This window comes from Phytopseudomonas straminea (assembly GCF_900112645.1).
In the GTDB taxonomy this organism is placed as follows: domain Bacteria; phylum Pseudomonadota; class Gammaproteobacteria; order Pseudomonadales; family Pseudomonadaceae; genus Aquipseudomonas; species Aquipseudomonas straminea.
In genome coordinates, this window is record NZ_FOMO01000010.1 from 67,566 (window position 1) to 86,284 (window position 18,719).

Consider the following 18,719-nt stretch of genomic DNA (forward strand, 5'->3'; position numbering starts at 1 on the left):
CGCCGCGCAGGTAACGATTGAGCCCCGCTGTAGCGGGGCGACAGGAGTGTGTATGTCCAGTACGACGCAAAAGGGCGGCCTCAGGCGCATCGTCGCCGCATCGGTGATCGGCAACGCGCTGGAATGGTATGACTTCTTTCTGTACGGCACCGCCGCTGCGCTGGTGTTCGGCCCGCTGTTCTTTCCGGCTGGCACCGACCCGGTAGTCGGCACCCTCGGCGCCTTCGCCGGTTTTGCCGTGGGCTTCGTCGCCCGGCCTTTGGGCGGTATCGTCTTCGGCCATATCGGCGACCGCCACGGGCGCAAGCTGGCGCTGGTTATAACTCTTTCGTTGATGGGTTTCGCGACCTTTCTGATGGGTCTGCTGCCGACCTTCGAGCAGGCCGGCTATCTGGCGCCGATCAGCCTGGTGATCCTGCGCATCGTGCAGGGCATCGCCTCGGGCGGCGAGTGGGGCGGCGGCGTGCTGATGCTCAGCGAAAACGCGCCGTCGAGCCGCACCGGTTTCTATTCCTCGTGGAGCCAGCTGGGCGTGACCGGCGGCTTTCTGCTGTCTGCCGGGGCGTTCTATCTGGTGCAGCTGCTGCCAGACGACGACTTCATGAGCTGGGGCTGGCGCATTCCGTTCGTGGCCAGCATCGTGATTTTCGGCGTCGGCCTGTACATCCGCCGCAGCCTGCCGGAAAGCCGCGACTTCCAGCAGGATGTCGAAGCCAAGGCAGCGGCCAAGCACCTGCCGGCAATGCAGGTGCTGCGCGAACATCCCAAGGCGGTGCTGCAGGCCATGGGCCTGCGCCTGGCGGAGAACGGCGGGGCGTACATCTTCCTGTCCTTCGCCATGGCCTATGCCAAGTTCACCGGCCTGGCGACCCAGACCGTGCTGATCGGGGTGATGATCGCCATGACCCTGGAGGCGTTCATGATCCTGTTCTGGGGTTGGCTGTCGGACGTCATCGGCCGGCGCACGGTGTACGCCATCGGTTCGGTGGGGCTGGTGGTCTTCGCCTTCCCGTTCTTCTGGCTGTTCGACACCCACGACACGCTGCTGGTCTACCTGGCGCTGATTCTTGGCCTGCCGCTCAGCCATGCGGCGATGATCGGCACCCAGCCGGCGCTGATGGGCGAGCTGTTTCCCACCCACGTGCGCTACACCGGGCTGGCCATGGGGCACGAGATCGCCTCGATCTTCGCCGGTGGCTTCGCGCCGTTGATCGCCACCGCGCTGTTCGCCCACTTCCAGTCGGCCTGGCCGGTTTCGGTAATGCTGGCGCTGTTCGGCCTCGTCACCACCGTCACGTTGCTGACCATCCGCCAGGCGCCGTACCGCACCGGCACGCCTTGACGCCTTCTTTCTCGAAACCCTCTTGCCCGTGCTTGCGCGGGCTTTTTTATCGCCCGACTTTTTATCGCCCGACTCACCGGGAGCAGACATGACCTTGTATGAACTGATCACCTTCACCGTGCGCGTACGCACTCCGGCCGATGCCATGCGCCGCTTGCAGGCGAGCTTGCAGATTCACGAACCGGGCGTGGTGCTGGCCGGCTGCTGGGTGTCGGAAATCGGCCCGCAGAACCAGATCGCCGTGCTGCGCGGCTTCCCCGACGCCGAGACCCGTGTGCAGGAGCGCACCCGCTACCTGCAGGCGGCGGACGCCTTCGGCATCGCCGACCTGCTGCTGGAAATGCAGGTGGCCGATTACAGCTTGTTCCCGTTTCTCGAGCCGCTGGCGCCCGGCGCCCACGGGCCGTTCTACGAACTGCGCGAATACAACCTGATTCCCTCTGGCCTGGCGCCGACTCTGGCGGGTTGGGAGAAGGCCGTCGGGCCGCGCACCGGACCGCAGTATTCGGCGGTTTATGCGGCGTTCTACGCCACCTCCGGGCAGCTACCGCGCTACCTGCATATCTGGCCCTACGTGAGCCTCGAACAGCGCCTCGATGTACGCACCCGCGCCGTGGCCGATGGTGTATGGCCGCCGGAAAACTCCGGCCCGCAATTGCAGAAAATGAACTCCACCGTATACCTGCCGGCCAGCTTCTCGCCGCTGTACTGAGCACCGCCGGTCAAGACGGCACGCTCGAACAGAGGGATGGCCGGCATCGACAAGCTTTGCCGCGCGGCCTGGCTAGGATGGACGCATAACGACATGCCGAGCGCTGCCCCAAGCGCGCTCCTTTCCAATGCCTACATCCGAGGGTACTGCCATGACCAACGTTTCGATCACGCCGGCCGTTCAGCAATTTCTGCAGCGCCGGCACGGCTCATTCATCGCCGGCCGCGCGGTGCACGACGAAAGCGGCGCCGTCATCGAGGTCATCAACCCGGCAACCGGTGAGGCGATTGCCGCCGTCACCGGTGCCAGTGCGGCGCAGGTCGAGGAGGCGGTGGCATCCGCTCGTGCGGCATTCGAAGGCAGCTGGGCGCAGACCTCGCCGTACCAGCGTGGCGTGCTGCTCAACCGCCTGGCCGACCTGATCGAACAGCACGGCGAGGAACTGGCGCAGCTCGAGAGCCTGTGCTCCGGCAAGGCGATCAACCTGGCGCGCGGCCTGGAGGTGGCGCAGAGCGCGGTGTTCCTGCGCTACTTCGCCGGTTGGGCGACCAAGATCAACGGCGAAACCATGACCCCGTCGCTGCCCTCCATGGCCGGCGAGCAGTACATGGCCTTCACCCGCCGCGAGCCGATTGGCGTGGTGGCCGGCATCGTGCCGTGGAATTTCCCGATCATGATCGGCATTTGGAAGATCGCCTCGGCGCTCACCACCGGCTGCACCGTGGTCGTCAAACCCAGCGAATTCACCCCGCTGACCCTGCTGCGCGTCGCCGAGCTGGCTATCGAAGCCGGCATTCCGGCAGGCGTGATCAATGTGATCAACGGCCTTGGCTCGGTCGGCCAGCAACTGATCGGTCACCCGCGCATCAGCAAGGTGTCGTTCACCGGCTCGGTGCCGACCGGTATCGCTGTCGGCAAGGCGGCCATGGAAGCCAAGCTGACCCGCGCCACCCTGGAACTGGGCGGCAAGAACCCCGCGGCGATGCTCGCCGACGTGGACATCCAGAGTGCCGTGCAGGGCATCGTCATGGCCGCGTTCTCCCACCAGGGGCAGATTTGCGCCTCACCCGAGCGACTGTACGTACACCGCTCGATCGCCGATGACTTCGCCAGGGCGCTCGGCCAGGCGCTGCAGACCCTGAAGATCGGCTCGCCAATGGATGAAACCGTGCACTTCGGCCCGCTTGCCAACAAACCGCATTACGACAAGATGCTGGCCTTCTTCGCCCGCGCCCAGGCCTCCAACACCGTTATCTGCGGCGCCAGGGCCCATGGCGACAAGGGCTACTTCGTCGAGCCGACGGTGATTCTCGCCAATGGTGCGGACGACCATTTCCTGCACGAGGAAACCTTCGGGCCGATCATCTGCATCCTGCCGTTCGACGACGAACAGCACCTGGTCGAACTGATGAACGACAGCCCCTACGGCCTCGGCGCCAGCATCTGGACCAACAACCTGTCCAAGGCACTGAGCCTGATTCCCAAGCTGGAATTCGGCACCGTGTGGGTCAACATGCACACCTTCCTCGACCCGGCCGTGCCTTTCGGCGGCACCAAGGCCTCCGGCCTGGGCCGCGAGTTCGGCTCGGCGTTCATCGAGGACTACACCGAGCTGAAGTCGGTGATGATTCGGTATTGATTTGGCAGATACTGGATATCTGGCGCCTCGGCTTTTGCCGGGGCGCCGGCGCCGATCAGAAAAGAAAAGGGGCAGATTTAGATCTGCCTCTTTCTTGTCATAAAAGCCTGCCCTCACTTCACCGAAAACTTGAACACCGTGTTCTGCGTATAAGTCTGCCCCGGATCCAGCCGTGTTGAGGCGAACTTCGGCTGGTTCGGTGCATCCGGGAAGTGTTGGGTTTCCAGGGTGAAGGCGCTCCAGTGGGCGTAGGTCTTGCCGGCTTTGCCTTTTACCGAGCCGTCCAGGAAGTTGCTGGTGTAGAACTGCACGCCTGGCTCGGTAGTGTAGAGCTGTAAGAAGCGGCCGGAGGCGGGGTCGTGGACTTCCGCGGCGAGTTGCTTGATGTCGCCTTTGGTATCCAGTGCCCAGTTGAAGTCGAAGCCGCCCTGTTTGGCCTCGGCGAATTTGAGCTGCTCGTGGTCAGCCTTGATGTGCTGGCCGATGGGCGTCGGTTTGCTGAAGTCCATCGGCGTGCCTTTGACCGGGGCCAAGTCGCCGGTGGGGATCAGCGTCTTGTTGACCGGCGTGTAGTGGCTGGCGTGCAGGGTGGCGACCTGCTTGAGGATGTCGCCGTTGCCGGCACCGGCGAGGTTGAAGTAGCTGTGGTTGGTGAGGTTGACCACGGTGGGCTTGTCGGTGGTGGCCTTGTAGTCGATGTGCAGTTCGTTGTTGTCGGTGAGGCGGTAGGTGACTTCGGTTTTCAGGTCGCCGGGAAAGCCCATCTCGCCGTCCTTGGACAGGTAGGTGAGGGTCACGCCGACCGAATCCTTGTCCTTCACCGGCTTGGCTTCCCAGACCTTCTTGTCGAAGCCCTCGGCACCGCCATGCAGGGCGTTCGGCCCGTCGTTGAGCGGAACCTGGAAGCGCTTGCCATCGAGCTCGAAGGCGCCGCCGGCCAGGCGATTGCCGAAACGGCCGATGGTGGCGCCGAAGAATGCAGTGCCGCCTTCGTAGCCCTGCACGTCATCGAAACCCAGCACCACGTCTTCGACCTTGCCGTTCTTGTCCGGCACTTCCAGGGCCTGCAGCACGCCCCCGTAGGTGATGATGGTGGCCTGCATGCCATGGCTGTTGCGCAACTGGTACTGCTCGACGGGCGTGCCATCGCGGGTCTTGCCGAATGGCTTGTGTTCACTGGTCAGCCCTGCCGCGTTGGCGCCGGTGCTGGCGATCGCCAGGGAGAGGGCCAGGCCGGACAGCAGGTGATGAGGTTGGGTCATGGTCGAACTTCCTTTTATTGTTGTGGGAATCGTTCTAACGCAAGCGGCCTTCGCTGAGAGGCAAGCCGGAATAATTTTGATACGAAAAACAGGTTAGCTGTTATCTGACAACCAGCTAGTCCGTTCGTCCCGGCATGGCCGATCAGATAGCTGGTTCAGCGCGAACTAACCCGCCGAGCGCGGCACTAAGGGGAAATCATGTCAGGCGCTGAGACTGGCATTGCTGCAGACAGGGAGAAGATTGAGTCATGAGCGACAGTGCATTGGAAACCGGGCCACGGACGGTGGTAATCCAGCTGCAGCCCGAGGATCTGGCCCTGGCCCAGCGCCTGCACTTCTGGCAGCACGTGCGCAGCCGTGGCGGGCTGATTCGCTTGGCTATTGTCTGGGTTGTGGCCACAGCGGTCTTTGCCGGCCTGTTGCGGCTGATGGGAGACAAGGCCGTGATGCCGGTTGTGATCTTCGCCCTCATCGCGCCGGTCGCGGTGCTGGCCTTTCCGTACCTGATCACCCATCTGCTGGGCGGGGTCGCGGCACGCCGAACCTTCAGGCAGCAAAAAACCTTACATAAACCTGCCAAGTTGACCTGGAACGAGCAGGGAGTGGTGATGCAGAGCGCGTATGGCGATGCTCGCATACCCTGGGCGGACCTTCGCAAGGCGCGCGAGGATCAGCGGGTGATTCTGCTCTATGAGTCCGACCGCCTGTATCGGCTGATCCCCAAGCGTTGCTTATCGGCCACGCAGCTGGCCGATATTAAGTCCTGTCTAGGGGCCGTCCCGCCGGGCTAGGGCTGCGCCTGCCACTGGCGGATCGCTTCTAACACCTGATCCTGATAGCCGTGCAGTTTGCGCGCCTTGTACGGTGAGTCGCTGATTGCCAGGATCGGTGCGCTGTAGTGGATGGCTTCGGCCAGGCGATTCAGATAGGCGTAGCCGTTTTCTCGATACTCGGCCAGCTCCTCGTCATTCAGGCGGATCAGCACGCTGCAGCTCACGGCGCCGTGGTGGCACTCCACGTCGAGCAGCAGGCCGCTGTCGTCTTCGAGCAGGAGCCAGGCGTGGGGTTGGTGGTCGATGACTTTCATGGCCCGTCAGCCCTTGCCGATCGTCTGCTGGGAAAACAGCGTGCGGATCGCCTCGCGGTATTCGCGGCTGCCGGTGCGCATGCTGTTGTTGTGGTTGCCGCCGTCGATCAGCAGCAGGCGTTTGGGCTGGTTGGCCGCCTGGTAAAGGCTTTCGCTGAAGCGCGCCGGCACGTAGCGGTCGCCGGTGCCGTGGGCGATCAGCACCGGCACCTTGATGTCGCCGATCTTGCTCAGTGAATCGAATTTCTGCGACAGCAGCCAGCGCACCGGCAGCGAGGTGTATTCGGCGGCCACGGCGGTGGCGGCATCAGCCAGGTTGGTGAAGGTCGATTCGATGATCAGCCCGGCCAGCGGCGGCGTATGGCGATCACGGCCCAGGGAGTCGGCGAGGTTGACCGCCACCGCGCCGCCAAGGGAATGCCCGTAGATAAAGCGTTTGGCAGGATCCGGCTGCAGCTCGGTCAGGCGTTGCCAGGCGATTTCGGCGTCTTCGTAGAGGGTGCGTTCGGAAGGCAGGTCGCCGCGGCTCTCGCCGAAGCCGCGGTAGTCGATGGCCAGTACCGCGAAGCCCATGGCGTGCAGTTGCTCGATGCGAAACAGCTGGCCGGTGAGGTTCCAACGCGAGCCGTGCAGGTACAGGAGGGTCGGTGCGTTCGCCTTGCGGGCCGGCCACCACCAGGCATGGATGCTCTGACTGTCGCCGAACTCCGGCACGCTGAGGGTCATGTCTTTCACGCCGGCCGGCAGGCCGTGGAACCAGCTGGCGGTGCCCGGCTCGATGCGAAACACCAGTTCGCGTTCCTTTTGCTCGAGCTGGGCGCAGCCGACCGGCAGGCCGACGGCCAGGAGTGCGAGCAAGCCGATGCTCAGCCAGCGACGGCGCAGGGTGTGGATAAGTGTGGTGGCCATGGTTCTCCACGGAGGTTGCAAACGTAACGCGCGCCGCGCTTCGCTCAAGGGCGGCGCAGGGGCGTGGGAGGTGATAGGCGAATAGACCGAAACGCTGCGGCTGCGTTCGTCTGCGCTGGTGCTTTCGGGTATCGAGTTGTAACCGCCGCATGCTGGCGCTTTCAAGCCTGCGCTATGCTGCGCCGCTGTATTTTCGCGGACATTGCCATGTCGCTCACTCCCGCCGATTTGCGCCGCCCGGCCGGCGCCACCCTGGTGCTGCTGGCCTCGCTGTATTGCGCCCAGGGTTTGCCGTCCGGGCTGATCGCCCATGCGTTGCCGGTGCTGCTGCGCCAGCATGGCGTGGACCTGGCGGTGATCGGGCTGCTCAAGCTGCTGGCGCTGCCCTGGCTGCTCAAAGTGCTGTGGGCGCCGTGGGTGGATCGCCTGTCATCGCGTCGCTTCGGCCATCACCGCGGCTGGATTCTGCCGCTGCAGGGCGCGGTAGTGGTGATCCTGCTGATCCTGGCGCTGCTCTCGCCGGATGCGCTGTTCGGCACCCATCTGCCGCTGTTGCTTGGCCTGCTGGTGCTGGTCAACCTGGCGGCGGCGACCCAGGACATCGCCACCGACGGCCTGACCGTGCGCCTGTTGCCCGAGCGCTGGCGCGGGCTGGGCAACAGCCTGCAGGTCGGCGGCTACAAGGTCGGGATGATCGTCAGTGGTAGCGGCCTGTTGCTGGTGATCGACCGTTTCGGCTGGAACCTGTCGCTGCTGGCGCTGACCCTGCTGGTGGCTCTGATGCTGCTGCCGGTCTGGCGCTTTGCCGAAACGCAGCAATTGCCGCCAGCCAGCGCGCCGGCCGAGCCAATGGGCGTTGGCCTGCTATGGCGCCACTACCGCGGCCTGCTGGCGCTGCCGGGCATGGGGCTCTGGCTGGCGGTGGTGCTGACCTTCAAGCTCGGCGACGCCCTCGGCTCGCCGATGATCAAGCCGATGCTGGTCGACCAGGGCTGGAGCAACGCCGAGCTGGGCCAGCTGACGTTGATCAGCAGCCTGGTCGGTATCGGCGGGGCGTTGCTGGGCGGCCTGTTGTATGCGCGCCTGGGTGTGCTGCGCGCGCTGCTGATCTTTGGCACCTTGCAGGCGCTGAGCCTGGCCGCGTTGGCGCTGCTGGTCAGTCGTGGCGGCGATACGATTCTTGTCTACGCGCTGACCCTGAGTGAGCAGGCCGCCGACGGCTTATCCACTGTCGCGCTGTTCGCCGCGATGATGCGCCAGTGCCGGCCGGGTCACGAAGGGGCGGACTTCACCCTGCAGGCTTCCACGCAGATTCTGCTCGGCGGCTTCGTCGGTGCGGCCAGCGGTGTGCTGGCCAAGGCGCTGGGCTATGACAGGTTGTTCGTCTGTGCCGGGGTACTCGGGCTGGCGGCATTGCTGCTGGTGGCTCGCTACTTTCGTCGGCACGGCTGGCGGTAGCCTGCGGATCGTTCGTGGTCCGGGTCGAGCGTAGCGACACCCGGGGATTCCTAGGTATCGCTGCGCTCAACGCCAGGCTACTGGCTCAGTCCTCGAACAGCACCGGGCAGGTGGCGCCTTCGAGTTTCTGGATTTCCTCGATCACATGGGGGCGGGCGTGGCGCAACACCAGCTGGCGGTTCTGCGCCATCAGGCGGCGCGCCTCCAGATGAAGCATCTCTACGCCGGCGTAATCGATGAAGTTGATGTGCCGGGCGTCGACCACCACCCGTTCGCCGTGACTCAGTTGCAGGATCTGCTGCACGTAGTGGCAGGCACCAAAGAAGATCGAGCCTTCCAGGCGCAGCAGTTCGTCGTCGCCGTCGCGGGTGTATTTGAAGCGCGGCTGCGAGGTGCGCTTGAGGTAGAAGAACAGCGAAGCCAGCACGCCGGCGTAGATCGCTGTTTGCAACTCCAGCACCAGGGTGGCGAGCAGGGTCAGCAGCATCACCACGAACTCCGCGCGGCTGACCCGCAACAACGCGCGCACGCCTTCGATATCCACCAGGCCCCAGCAGATCAGTAGGATCGCCGCGCCCATGCTGGGCAGGGCGATATGGGCGATCAAAGGCGCGCAGAACAGCGCGAAGGCCGCCACCAGCAGTGCCGAGAACACCCCGGCCATTGGCGAGGTGGCGCCGCTCTGCAGGTTCAGCGCCGAGCGGGTGAAGGAGCCGGCCGACAGCGAACCGGAGAACCATGGGCCGATCATGTTGGAAAGGCCCTGGGCGCGCACTTCCTGATTGGCGTCCAGCAACTGCTGGGATTTCGCTGCCAGCGAGCGGGCGATGGACAGGCTGGTGACCAGCCCGAGCATGCCGCAGGCGATGGCGGCGGGCAGCAGGCCAAGCAGGCTATTGACCTCGAAGTGCAGCAGGGTGAGTGGCGGCAGCGAACCCTCGAAGGCATCGACCAGGCGGATGCCGGCGAAGAAGCCGGGCAGGGCGGCAACCAGCAGGCTGCCGGCGACCACACCGATCAGCAGCGCTGGCAGGCGCGGCCACAGGCGCCGGCAGACCAGGCTGACCGCCAGGGTGGAGGCCGCGACCAGCATGGCGTGCCAGTCGGCCTGGCCCAGATGCTGGCCGAGGTCGAGCAGAGTCGCCACGGCGGTGCGCTGGCTTTCCAGTTCCAGGCCCAGCAGGTTGGGCAACTGGCCGAGGGCGATCACCAGCGCGGCGCCCAGGGTGAAGCCGAGGATCACCGATGGTGAGACGAAGTTGACCAGGTTGCCGAAGCGCAGCAGCCCGAGCAACCACTGGAACAGCCCGGCGAGGAAGGTCAGCACCAGCACCAGGGCGACGAATTCCTCGCTGCCCGGCCGGGCCATGGGGCTGACGCTGGTGAACAGCACGATGGAAATCGCCGCCGTCGGCCCGCCGATCAGGTGCCACGACGAGCCCCACAGGCAGGCGATGATCACCGGCACGATGGCCGCATAGAGCCCGTACTCGGCCGGCAGGCCGGCGATCAGCGCGTAGGCGATCGATTGCGGCAAGGCGAGGATGGCGCCGCTCAGTCCGACCAGCAGATCCGTGCCCAGGCTGCGCCGGGTGACGGTCGGCCACCAGAGCAGGAAGGGGAACAGGCTGTAACGGCTGGGTAGGCGCATGCGGTTTTCGTTGAGTGGGTCGGCTGGTGGGCAGGGTAGCAGAGGTGTTGGTCATCACGTCTGCGGCTTGAGAAAGTCAGGAACTGGCAGTTGCATAACTTGTGGAAGGGGCCGGGCGGCGATCCGCTTTAGCCGCGAGCTCTTTACACCTAGACAGGCACAATCGCGGCTAAAGCCACTCCCACGAGATCGCGACCAGCACCTACGCGGCCGGCGTCCACCGCTCTGCAATCGCAACGGTGGATGAAAAAAGCGCCATCCACCCTACAGGGCGATCAATTTGTAGTTCGTAGGATGGGTGAAACCCATCAATGGCCGATGGGTTTCACCCATCCTACAAGCTATCGACCCCTAACAGGCCCTACAGCTTGGCCTTCACCGCCGCCAGCGCATCGCCGCCTTCACGGGTGGTGACGCCCTTGAGCCAGCCGTCGATCACCTCGGGGTTGGCCTTTAGCCAGTCTTTCACGGCCTGATCGTTGCTGGCCTGTTTGCTCAGCACCTTGTCCATGATGGCGTTCTCCATGTCCTGGGTGAACTTCAGGTTGCTCAGCAGCTTGCCGACGTTCGGGCACTGCGCCGCATAGCCCTTGCGGGCCAGGGTGTTGACGCTGCCGCTGTCGCCAAAGTACTTCTCGCCGCCCTTGAGGTACTTCATGTCGTACTGCACGTTCATCGGGTGCGGGGTCCAGCCGAGGAACACCACGAACTCGTCGCGCTTCACCGCGCGGCCAACCTGCACCAGCATGGCCTGCTCGCTGGACTCGACCAGTTTCCAATCCTTCAGGCCGAATTCGTTGGCGGCGATGATCTCCTTGATCGACTCGTTGGCCGGCGCGCCGGAGGCGATGCCGTAGATCTTGCGGCCGAACTTGTCGGCGTGTTTTTCCAGGTCCGCGAAGGTCTTCACGCCGGCGTCATAGGCGTAGGTCGGCACCGCCAGGGTGTACTCGGTGCCGCTGAGGTTCTCGGCGACCTTATCCACAGCCCCATTGGCGACGAACTTGTCGTAGTTGGCCTGCTGCGCCGGCATCCAGTTGCCGAGGAACACGTCCACCTGGCCCTTTTGCAGGCCGGCGAAAATGATCGGTACGCCCAGGGTCTGGGTCTTCACTTCATAGCCCAGACCGTCGAGCACCAGGCTGGCGATGCCGTTGGTCACGGCGATGTCGCTCCAGCCCGGATCGCCAAGCGTCACCGTGGCGCAACTGGCGTCTTCGGCGTGGGCCTGGCTGGCCAGGGTGACGGCCAGGAGCAGGCTGCCCGCGACGGCTTTCTTGAACGTTTTCATGCCTCTGTCCTTACGTTGGTTTTCTGTTGGGCAGGCTATGCGACGCAAGCGAGCGCGCCAGGTTCCCGCTTTTTGGCCCCGGCGCGCGACGTCACGGTTGGGGAAAGCGGGTGCGGCGCTCCAGGTCGTCGAGGTCGATGTGATTGCGCATGTATTGCTCGCTGGCATCGACCATCGGCTGGTGGTCCCAGCTCTTCAGGCGGCCTCTGGTCAGCGCCTCGGCGACCAGGCGGCGACGGCGCTGGCTGGCCAGGGTGGCGCCGTGGATGGCTGCCATGTTCCACCGGCTGCGCGCCTCGGCGAGAAACGCCTGGAGCTGCTCGCGATGACCCGTTGAGGTGGCGAGGTTCTCGCGTTCCTGGGGATCGTTGGCGACATTGAACAGCAGCAGCGGGTCTTCCTCGCTGTAGACGAATTTCCACTCGCCACGGCGAATCATCATCAGCGGGCTGGTGGTGCCTTCGGCCATGTATTCGCCGAGCACTTCATCGTGGCCGCCGTTGCCCTGCAGATGCGGCAGCAGTGAGCGGCCATCGAGCGCCAGGCCCGGCTCGACCTGGCCGCCGGCCAGCTCCACCAGGGTCGGCAGTAGGTCGACGGTGGATACCGACTGCCTCACCCGATGCGCCGCGAAACGCGCCGGCGCATGAACCAGCAGCGGCACCCGGGCGGCCATCTCGAACCAGTGCATCTTGTACCAGAGGCCGCGCTCGCCAAGCATGTCGCCGTGGTCGCCGGAGAACACGATGATGGTGTCGTCGGCCAGCTTGCAGTCCTTCAGCGTCTTGAGCAGCTTGCCGATGTTGTCGTCGATGTAGCTGCAGGCGCCGAAGTAGGCGCGCCGCGCGTCGCGGATCTTGTGTTCGGGCAGCGGCTTGTCCCACAGGTCGATGACCTTGAGCAGGCGCTGCGAGTGCGGGTCCTGCTCGGCCTGGTCGATCACCTGCTGGGGCAGCGGAATGTCTTCTTCGCTGTAGCGATCCCAGTATTCCTCGGGGATGGTGTAGGGGTCGTGCGGGTGGGTCATCGACACGGTCAGGCAGAACGGCTGGTCGGGCGTCACCCGCACGTGGTCGTAAAGGTACTGCTGGGCCTTGAACACCACCTCTTCGTCGAAGTCGAGCTGGTTGGTGCGCACGCAGGGGCCGGCCTGCAGCACCGAGGACATGTTGTGGTACCAGCTGGCACGCACCTCGGGCTCGTCCCAGTTCACCGCCCAGCCGTAGTCGGCGGGATAGATGTCGCTGGTCAGGCGTTCCTCGTAGCCGTGCAACTGGTCCGGGCCGCAGAAGTGCATCTTGCCGGACAGCGCCGTGCGGTAGCCGAGGCGACGCAGGTAATGGGCGTAGGTCGGCACGTCGGCGGGGAAGTCGGCGGCGTTGTCGTAGGCGCCGATCTGGCTGGGCAGTTGGCCGCTGACCAGGGTGAAGCGCGACGGCGCGCACAGCGGGCTGTTGCAGTAGGCGGAGTCGAACAACACGCCCTCGGCGGCCAGGCGCTGCAGGTTCGGCACCTTGATCGGTGAATTGGCGTCGTGCAGCGGCAGCAGCGGCGCGGCCATCTGGTCGGCCATGATGAAGAGAATGTTGGGGCGTTTCATGGCGGCGTATTCCATATCGTTGTTTTATGCGAAATTGATCAGCCGATGATCAAGGCTCGATGAACAGGGGTAAACCCGGATGCAGCACATGGCTCGGATAAGCAGCGCTTATGTTTGAGGCGCTCGAAGGCATATCGCTCGATACGCTGCGGGTGTTCGAATCGGCGGCGCGCCACCTGAGTTTTACCGCCGCTGCAGCGGAGCTCGGCAGCACCCAGCCGGCAATCAGCCAGCAGATCAAACGGCTGGAGGCGCAATTGGCGACCCGCCTGTTCGACCGCGTATATCGCGGCATCGTGCTGACCGATGCCGGCGAAGCGTTGCTGGCGCCGGTGCAGGAGGGGCTGGCGGCCATGGACGCCGGGCTGGCGACGGTCGCCGGCCGTCAGCAGCACGAGGTGCTGCAGGTCGCGACCGACTTCGCCTTTGCCGCCTACTGGCTGATGCCGCGCCTGCAGCGTTTTCACCAGCGTTATCCGGACGTGGACGTCAGCCTGATCACCAGCGAGCGCGACCTGGCCAGCCTGCCGGCGGAGATCGACGTGGCCATCTCCTTTGGTGACGGGCGCTTCAAGCACGGCGAGCAGCACCTGCTGTTCAGCGAGGAGGTATTCGCCGTCTGCAGCCCGCTGCTGCTCAAGGATATCGAGCCCTCTGCGGGTGATCTGCTGGCGCGCCTGCCCTTGCTGCACCTGCGCCCGGAAAGCCGCTCGCGCTGGTTCGACTGGAGCGGCCTGTTCCGCGCCCTGGGCATCGCCGAGATGCCCAGCCCCGGCAGCCTGCGTTTCGACAATTACACGCTGCTGATCCAGGCGGCCATCGCCGGGCGCGGCGTGGCCATCGGCTGGCGGCATCTGGTCGACGAGCTGATCGGCCAGGGGCTGTTGGTGCGGCTCGACTCGCGCTCGGCCGCCTCGCGCTTCGGCTATTACGTGGTGCTGCCCGCGCGCAAACGGCGCATTCGCCTGGTGGAACATTTCGTCGCCTGGCTGCAGGATGAGCTGCAACGCGAACCCCTGCCGGCTCGGCCGGGTGGTATCGACCCCAAAGGACTTGCCCTATGAGCGAAACCAGAATTCGCGGCTACCACGCCCATGTGTATTTCGACGCCAGCAGCATCGCGCAGGCTCGGGTGCTGTGCGAAGCGGCGGCCGCACGTTTCGCGCTGAAGATGGGGCGCATGCACGAAAAACGCGTCGGCCCGCACCCGCAGTGGAGTTGCCAACTGGCGATGCGCGCCGAGCTGTTCGGCGAGGTGATTCCCTGGCTGATGCTCCACCGCGGCGCGCTGGTGGTGCTGGTTCACCCGATTACCGGCAACGATCTGGTCGACCACCGCGACCATGCCTTCTGGCTGGGGGCCCCTCAGCCACTGGATCTGTCGACCTTGTCGGGTGGGCCGTTGACCTTCGAGCTCTGACGCGCAAAGCAAGGCAAGGTATGATCCGCGGCTGATTTTCCGAGAGCCCGCGCCATGCCTTACCTGCTCGCCGTCACCGTCCTCTGGGCGTTTTCCTTCAGCCTGATCGGCGAATACCTGGCTGGCCGGGTGGACAGCGACTTCGCCGTGCTGGCGCGGGTGGCGGTGGCGGCGCTGGTGTTTCTGCCGTTCACCCTGTGGCGCGGTTTGCCGCGGCGTTTGCTGGGCGGCTTCTGGCTGGCCGGAGCGCTGCAATTCGGTGTCACCTACCTGTGCCTGTACCGCAGCTTCCAGGTGCTGACGGTGCCCGAGGTACTGCTGTTCACCGTGCTAACGCCGATCTACGTGACCCTGCTCGACGATGCCCTGGCGCGGCGCTTCAGCCCCTGGGCACTGGTGGCCGCGCTGGTGGCGGTCGGCGGCGGCGTGGTGATCCGCTTCGAGCGCCTGGAAGGCGAGTACCTGATCGGCTTCCTGCTGCTGCAACTCGCCAACCTGACCTTCGCCGCGGGCCAGGTGCTGTGCCGTCAGTTGCTCCTGCGCTACCCGACCGAGCAGCCGTTGCACCGCTTCTTCGGGCATTTCTTCCTCGGTGCGCTGGTGCTGGTGGTGCCGTCGTTCCTGCTGTTCGGCAACCCGGACAAACTGCCAAGCACCGCGCTGCAGTGGGGCATCCTGCTGTGGATGGGGCTGTTCGCCACGGCACTGGGGCTGTTCTGGTGGGTCAAGGGCAGCGTCAAGGTGGATGCCGGCACCCTGGCGGTGATGAACGAACTGCACGTGCCGGCCGGCCTGGTGGTGAACCTGCTGATCTGGAACCGCGACGCCGACCTGCCGCGCCTGGCTCTGGGCGGTGCGATCATCCTCGCCTCGCTGTGGCTCAACCGCCTTGGCAGGCGGCGCCTGGCGACCGCCTGATCCATTTATCGGACGATAGGAACCGGCCTTGACGGGTGCTAACATCGCACCTTCAATTGCCGATGCAATTAGCTGTTTTTCAAACCCTATTTCTGGGGCTCATATGAGCGTTGCCGAGAGAAGATCTGCGCGGCGCTTTTATCGAGGCTCAAGGGTCATGGACGAAGTTCCTTCACCGGCACGGAGCGCCTTTTCAGCCATCTCTTGCCCAGTGAATCCATCGTGAATATTCGACGCCCCTTCGCCAGCCTTGCCCTGGCCTGCCTGTTCATCGTTTCTCCGCTGGTGGCCTCCGCCGCCACCGCGCCTGCCAAGCAGGAACTCGCCTCCGGCAGTGCCCTGCTGGTCGACCTGAATACCAACAAGGTCTTGTACTCCAGCAACCCGGACATGATGGTGCCGATCGCCTCGGTGACCAAGCTGATGACCGCCATGGTCACCCTGGATGCCAAGCTGCCGCTCAACGAGGAGCTGCCGGTGATCATCCGTGACGTGCACGAGATGCGCGGCGTGTATTCGCGCGTGCGCATCGGCAGCGAGATCAGCCGCCGCGAAATGCTCCTGCTGACCCTGATGTCGTCCGAGAATCGCGCGGCCTCCAGCCTGGCCCATCACTACCCGGGCGGCGTCACTGCCTTCGTCGCGGCCATGAACGCCAAGGCCCGCGCCCTGGGCATGACCCACACCCGCTACGTGGAACCGACCGGCCTGTCCGAGCACAACGTGTCCACCGCCAACGATCTGGTGAAGCTGCTCAAGGCAACCCGTAGTTACCCGCTGATCGGCGAGCTCAGCTCCACCCCGGAAAAGACCGTGGCCTTCCATAAACCCAACTACACCCTGGGTTTCCGCAACACCAACGGGCTGACCCGCAAGCAAGGCTGGGACGTGCAGCTGACCAAGACCGGCTTCACCAACAGCGCCGGTCACTGCCTGGTGATGCGCACCACCATGGCCGGCAAGCCGGTGGCCTTCGTGGTGCTCGACGCCTTCGGTAAGTACACCCACATGGCCGACGCCAGCCGCCTGCGCAAATGGGTGGAAACCGGCAAGGTTACTCCAGTGGCGCCCGCCGCCCTGGCCTACAAACAGCAACGCGCTTCGCAGCGCCAGCTGCAGGCGTCGCAGTAAGCGCTAACGCGCCTGCCAAAGCGGATCGGCTGCCAGCCGCTCGGCGATGAAATCCAGCAGCGTACGCAGCGCCGGCAGCATTTGCCGGCGCGATGCGTAGATGGCGTGAATACCCAGGGACTGCGGCTGCCAGCCTGGCAGCACACGCAGCAATCGCCCTGCTTCCAGTAGCGGCGCCGCGGCATACAGTGGCTGCATGCAGATGCCGCCGCCGCTTACCGCCGCCTCCAGCAGCACCGCCGTGTCGTTGCTACTCAGGTTGCCCGTCACCGGCACCTGCATTTCCCCTTGCTCACCCGTGAAGTGCCACAGGTTGCGACCGAAATAGCTGTAGGTCAGGCAATTGTGCGCGGTCAGTTCTTCCGGCTGGCGCGGTGTACCGGCACGCGCAAGGTAGCTCGGCGCCGCGCACACCACCGAATGGCAGTCGCCCAGATGACGGGCGATCTGGTTGGGTTCCAGCTGATTGGTGATGCGCAGCGCCAGGTCGATGCGTTCCTCGACCAGGTTCACCGCCTGGCTGCCGATCAGCACATCCACCGAGGTCTTCGGGTAGCGCGCCAGATAATCCACCAGCACCGGGCTCAGCCAGGTTTGCGCAAACGACTGGCTGGTGGCGATGCGCAAGTTGCCGCTTGGCCCGTCGCTAGCCTTGAGGCCGGTGGCCTGCATCATCTCGGCGGTATGCAGCATTTCCCGGCAGTGCGGCAGCAGCTCGTGACCGACTTGGGTGAGGCTCAGCTTGCGCGTGGTGCGGTGCAAAAGGCGTGCGCCGACCCAGCCTTCCAATTCGGCCAGGTAGCGCGAGACCATCGCCCGCGACAGGTCCAGATGCTCGGCAGCGGCCGTCTGGCTGCCGCGATCCACCACCTCGACGAAGACGCGGGTTGCCGTGAGTCTGTCCATGATTTGCTCGTTTCATGCAACGGTGTAGCGGCGATTATGCGGCTTTTTGAGGCGTTGCACGCGGGTAAGCTCATGCCTCGTCCATCGGTGCGCTGCAGTGCCTGCCGATGCCTCCTTGCCCGTCACAGTGGAGCCTCACATGAAAGTCGTCATTCTGGGTATCAGTGGTCGCGTCGGCTCGCGGCTGAGTCATGAACTGCTGCAGCGTGGTCATCAGGTTATCGGGATCGCCCGCGACGTAAGCAACGTGCCGGCCCAATCCGGTCTTACCCTGGCCAGCGCCGATGTGGCCGATGTCGAGCGCCTGGTGCCGTTACTCAAGGGGCACGATGCGGTGGTCAGTACCACACGCTTCGTTGGCAGCGATGCCTCGAGCCTGATCGCTGCGGTGAAGGCCGCTGGCGTACCGCGTCTGCTGGTGGTTGGCGGCGCGGGCAGCTTGGAAGTGGCGCCTGGTGTCGCGCTGATCGACACGCCGCAATTTCCGGCGGCCTACAAGGAGGAAGCGAGCGCGGGGCGGGATTTCCTCAACGTGCTGCGTGGCGAGCAGGCGCTGGACTGGACCTTCCTGTCGCCCTCGGCACTGTTCGAGCCGGGCCAGCGCACCGGGCGTTTCCGCCTCGGCAGCGACAGCCTGCTGGTCGATGCCGACGGCAACAGCGCGATCTCCATGGAGGATTACGCCATCGCCCTGGTCGATGAGCTGGAACAGGCCAAGCATTCGCGCAAGCGCTTTACCGTCGGTTATTGAAGGCCAATTGTCGTCAATGCGCGGCTTGGACCAAGCCGCGCGTTTACCTCAACCTGAGCTATTCAGGTGCTTCTCCATTGGCTGGTAAACCAGCCCCGCGAATTCGCCTACCGCGCCACTGCATATGAAACCAAAGCGTTCATAAGCCGTTACCGAAGAAAGCGATGCCCTGACCGTAATAACATCGCTTCTTGCATATTCAAGCGCTGTGCTCAGTAATTGCCTGCCAATACCACGCCGCTGGCAGGCGGGTTCGATGAACAGCATGGCAACATGGCGGCCTTCCTTGAGTTCGATTACGCCCTGTATCGCGGCTGCGTCGGTAAATACCAGCATCAGATTGTCGCCATGCATACGGCTGGCGAAGCTGTCCGCTGCAGCAACGTTGGTGAAGGTCTCTACGCCTTGCTCTGATAACCCGGGCGCGACCGCTTCACTGAATGCTCTGAGGCAAATCGCACTGACGAACTCCAGATCATCGCGTTCGATCTTTCGTATGGGCATAGACCATTCCTTGGTGTTGGTGAAATGACCGGCACTTAACGCCACGACCATCGAACATACGTCAGGAGAGGCAGGTTTAGAACCGTTGCTTGGGCGGGACCGCCGGTCCACCTTACGTGCAGATAATAAAAAACCGCT

The 18,719-nt window shown here is 64.5% G+C and carries 18 protein-coding genes; 10 read left to right on the plus strand and 8 right to left on the minus strand.

Annotation, left to right across the window (positions count from 1 at the left end):
- Positions 1 to 52: 52 nt before the first annotated feature.
- The 3 genes from BM279_RS19845 (at position 53) to BM279_RS19855 (ending at position 3,693) form a co-directional block, all read left to right on the plus strand.
- Entirely contained in the window at positions 53 to 1,342 is a 1,290-nt protein-coding gene (locus BM279_RS19845; RefSeq protein WP_093506628.1) for an MFS transporter, read from the plus strand.
- Positions 1,343 to 1,430: 88 nt separating this feature from the next.
- Complete coding sequence (locus BM279_RS19850) at positions 1,431 to 2,054, plus strand: NIPSNAP family protein (protein WP_093506630.1); 624 nt, start codon at positions 1,431 to 1,433, stop codon at positions 2,052 to 2,054.
- Positions 2,055 to 2,205: 151 nt separating this feature from the next.
- Positions 2,206 to 3,693 carry an aldehyde dehydrogenase family protein gene (locus tag BM279_RS19855; RefSeq protein ID WP_093506632.1) on the plus strand — a complete coding sequence of 496 codons (1,488 nt, stop codon included), beginning with the start codon at positions 2,206 to 2,208 and terminating at the stop codon, positions 3,691 to 3,693.
- Between the two features lie 113 nt (positions 3,694 to 3,806).
- Here the strand turns inward: BM279_RS19855 and BM279_RS19860 are convergent, their stop codons facing one another.
- A complete protein-coding gene (locus tag BM279_RS19860) occupies positions 3,807 to 4,955 on the minus strand; it encodes an aldose epimerase family protein (RefSeq protein ID WP_093506634.1) in 1,149 nt (382 codons plus the stop codon).
- Positions 4,956 to 5,203: 248 nt separating this feature from the next.
- On the opposite strand from BM279_RS19860, the gene BM279_RS19865 reads away from it, so the two are divergent.
- Positions 5,204 to 5,746, plus strand: coding sequence for a YcxB family protein (locus tag BM279_RS19865; protein ID WP_093506636.1), 543 nt, complete (start codon positions 5,204 to 5,206; stop codon positions 5,744 to 5,746).
- Here the strand turns inward: BM279_RS19865 and BM279_RS19870 are convergent.
- Positions 5,743 to 6,042 carry a hypothetical protein gene (locus tag BM279_RS19870; RefSeq protein ID WP_093506638.1) on the minus strand — a complete coding sequence of 100 codons (300 nt, stop codon included), beginning with the start codon at positions 6,040 to 6,042 and terminating at the stop codon, positions 5,743 to 5,745. The genes BM279_RS19865 and BM279_RS19870 overlap by 4 nt on opposite strands.
- Before the next feature lie 6 nt (positions 6,043 to 6,048).
- Entirely contained in the window at positions 6,049 to 6,951 is a 903-nt protein-coding gene (locus BM279_RS19875) for an alpha/beta hydrolase (RefSeq protein ID WP_093506639.1), read from the minus strand.
- Positions 6,952 to 7,158: 207 nt separating this feature from the next.
- On the opposite strand from BM279_RS19875, the gene BM279_RS19880 reads away from it, so the two are divergent.
- Positions 7,159 to 8,409, plus strand: coding sequence for an MFS transporter (locus tag BM279_RS19880; protein WP_093506778.1), 1,251 nt, complete (start codon positions 7,159 to 7,161; stop codon positions 8,407 to 8,409).
- A gap of 85 nt (positions 8,410 to 8,494) precedes the next feature.
- Here BM279_RS19880 and BM279_RS19885 read toward each other — a convergent pair whose 3' ends face one another.
- The 3 genes from BM279_RS19885 to betC all read right to left on the minus strand — a co-directional run bounded on the left by BM279_RS19885 (position 8,495) and on the right by betC (position 12,951).
- Positions 8,495 to 10,060: a SulP family inorganic anion transporter gene (locus BM279_RS19885; protein ID WP_093506641.1), complete on the minus strand. Its 1,566-nt coding sequence runs from the start codon at positions 10,058 to 10,060 to the stop codon at positions 8,495 to 8,497.
- Between the two features lie 361 nt (positions 10,061 to 10,421).
- Positions 10,422 to 11,351 carry a choline ABC transporter substrate-binding protein gene (gene choX, locus BM279_RS19890; protein ID WP_093506643.1) on the minus strand — a complete coding sequence of 310 codons (930 nt, stop codon included), beginning with the start codon at positions 11,349 to 11,351 and terminating at the stop codon, positions 10,422 to 10,424.
- A 91-nt stretch (positions 11,352 to 11,442) separates the two neighbouring features.
- Entirely contained in the window at positions 11,443 to 12,951 is a 1,509-nt protein-coding gene (gene betC / locus BM279_RS19895; RefSeq protein ID WP_093506645.1) for a choline-sulfatase, read from the minus strand.
- Between the two features lie 110 nt (positions 12,952 to 13,061).
- Between betC and BM279_RS19900 the strand changes: the two genes are divergently transcribed.
- The 4 genes from BM279_RS19900 (at position 13,062) to pbpG (ending at position 16,420) form a co-directional block, all read left to right on the plus strand.
- Complete coding sequence (locus BM279_RS19900) at positions 13,062 to 14,015, plus strand: choline sulfate utilization transcriptional regulator (protein WP_093506647.1); 954 nt, start codon at positions 13,062 to 13,064, stop codon at positions 14,013 to 14,015.
- A complete protein-coding gene (locus BM279_RS19905; protein ID WP_093506649.1) occupies positions 14,012 to 14,371 on the plus strand; it encodes a DOPA 4,5-dioxygenase family protein in 360 nt (119 codons plus the stop codon). Before BM279_RS19900 ends, BM279_RS19905 begins: the two co-directional genes overlap by 4 nt.
- A gap of 54 nt (positions 14,372 to 14,425) precedes the next feature.
- The gene (locus BM279_RS19910) at positions 14,426 to 15,289 is read left to right on the plus strand and encodes a carboxylate/amino acid/amine transporter (protein WP_093506651.1); all 864 of its coding nucleotides are present in this window, start codon (positions 14,426 to 14,428) and stop codon (positions 15,287 to 15,289) included.
- 222 nt (positions 15,290 to 15,511) lie between these two features.
- A complete protein-coding gene (pbpG, locus tag BM279_RS19915) occupies positions 15,512 to 16,420 on the plus strand; it encodes a D-alanyl-D-alanine endopeptidase (protein WP_093506780.1) in 909 nt (302 codons plus the stop codon).
- Between the two features lie 3 nt (positions 16,421 to 16,423).
- Here the strand turns inward: pbpG and BM279_RS19920 are convergent, their stop codons facing one another.
- Complete coding sequence (locus BM279_RS19920; protein ID WP_093506653.1) at positions 16,424 to 17,326, minus strand: LysR family transcriptional regulator; 903 nt, start codon at positions 17,324 to 17,326, stop codon at positions 16,424 to 16,426.
- 139 nt (positions 17,327 to 17,465) lie between these two features.
- On the opposite strand from BM279_RS19920, the gene BM279_RS19925 reads away from it, so the two are divergent.
- Positions 17,466 to 18,077 (plus strand): NAD(P)-dependent oxidoreductase, encoded by a 612-nt coding sequence (locus BM279_RS19925; RefSeq protein WP_093506655.1) that lies wholly within the window; start codon positions 17,466 to 17,468, stop codon positions 18,075 to 18,077.
- A 48-nt stretch (positions 18,078 to 18,125) separates the two neighbouring features.
- Here the strand turns inward: BM279_RS19925 and BM279_RS19930 are convergent, their stop codons facing one another.
- Positions 18,126 to 18,581, minus strand: coding sequence for a GNAT family N-acetyltransferase (locus tag BM279_RS19930; RefSeq protein ID WP_093506657.1), 456 nt, complete (start codon positions 18,579 to 18,581; stop codon positions 18,126 to 18,128).
- Positions 18,582 to 18,719 lie beyond the last annotated feature (138 nt).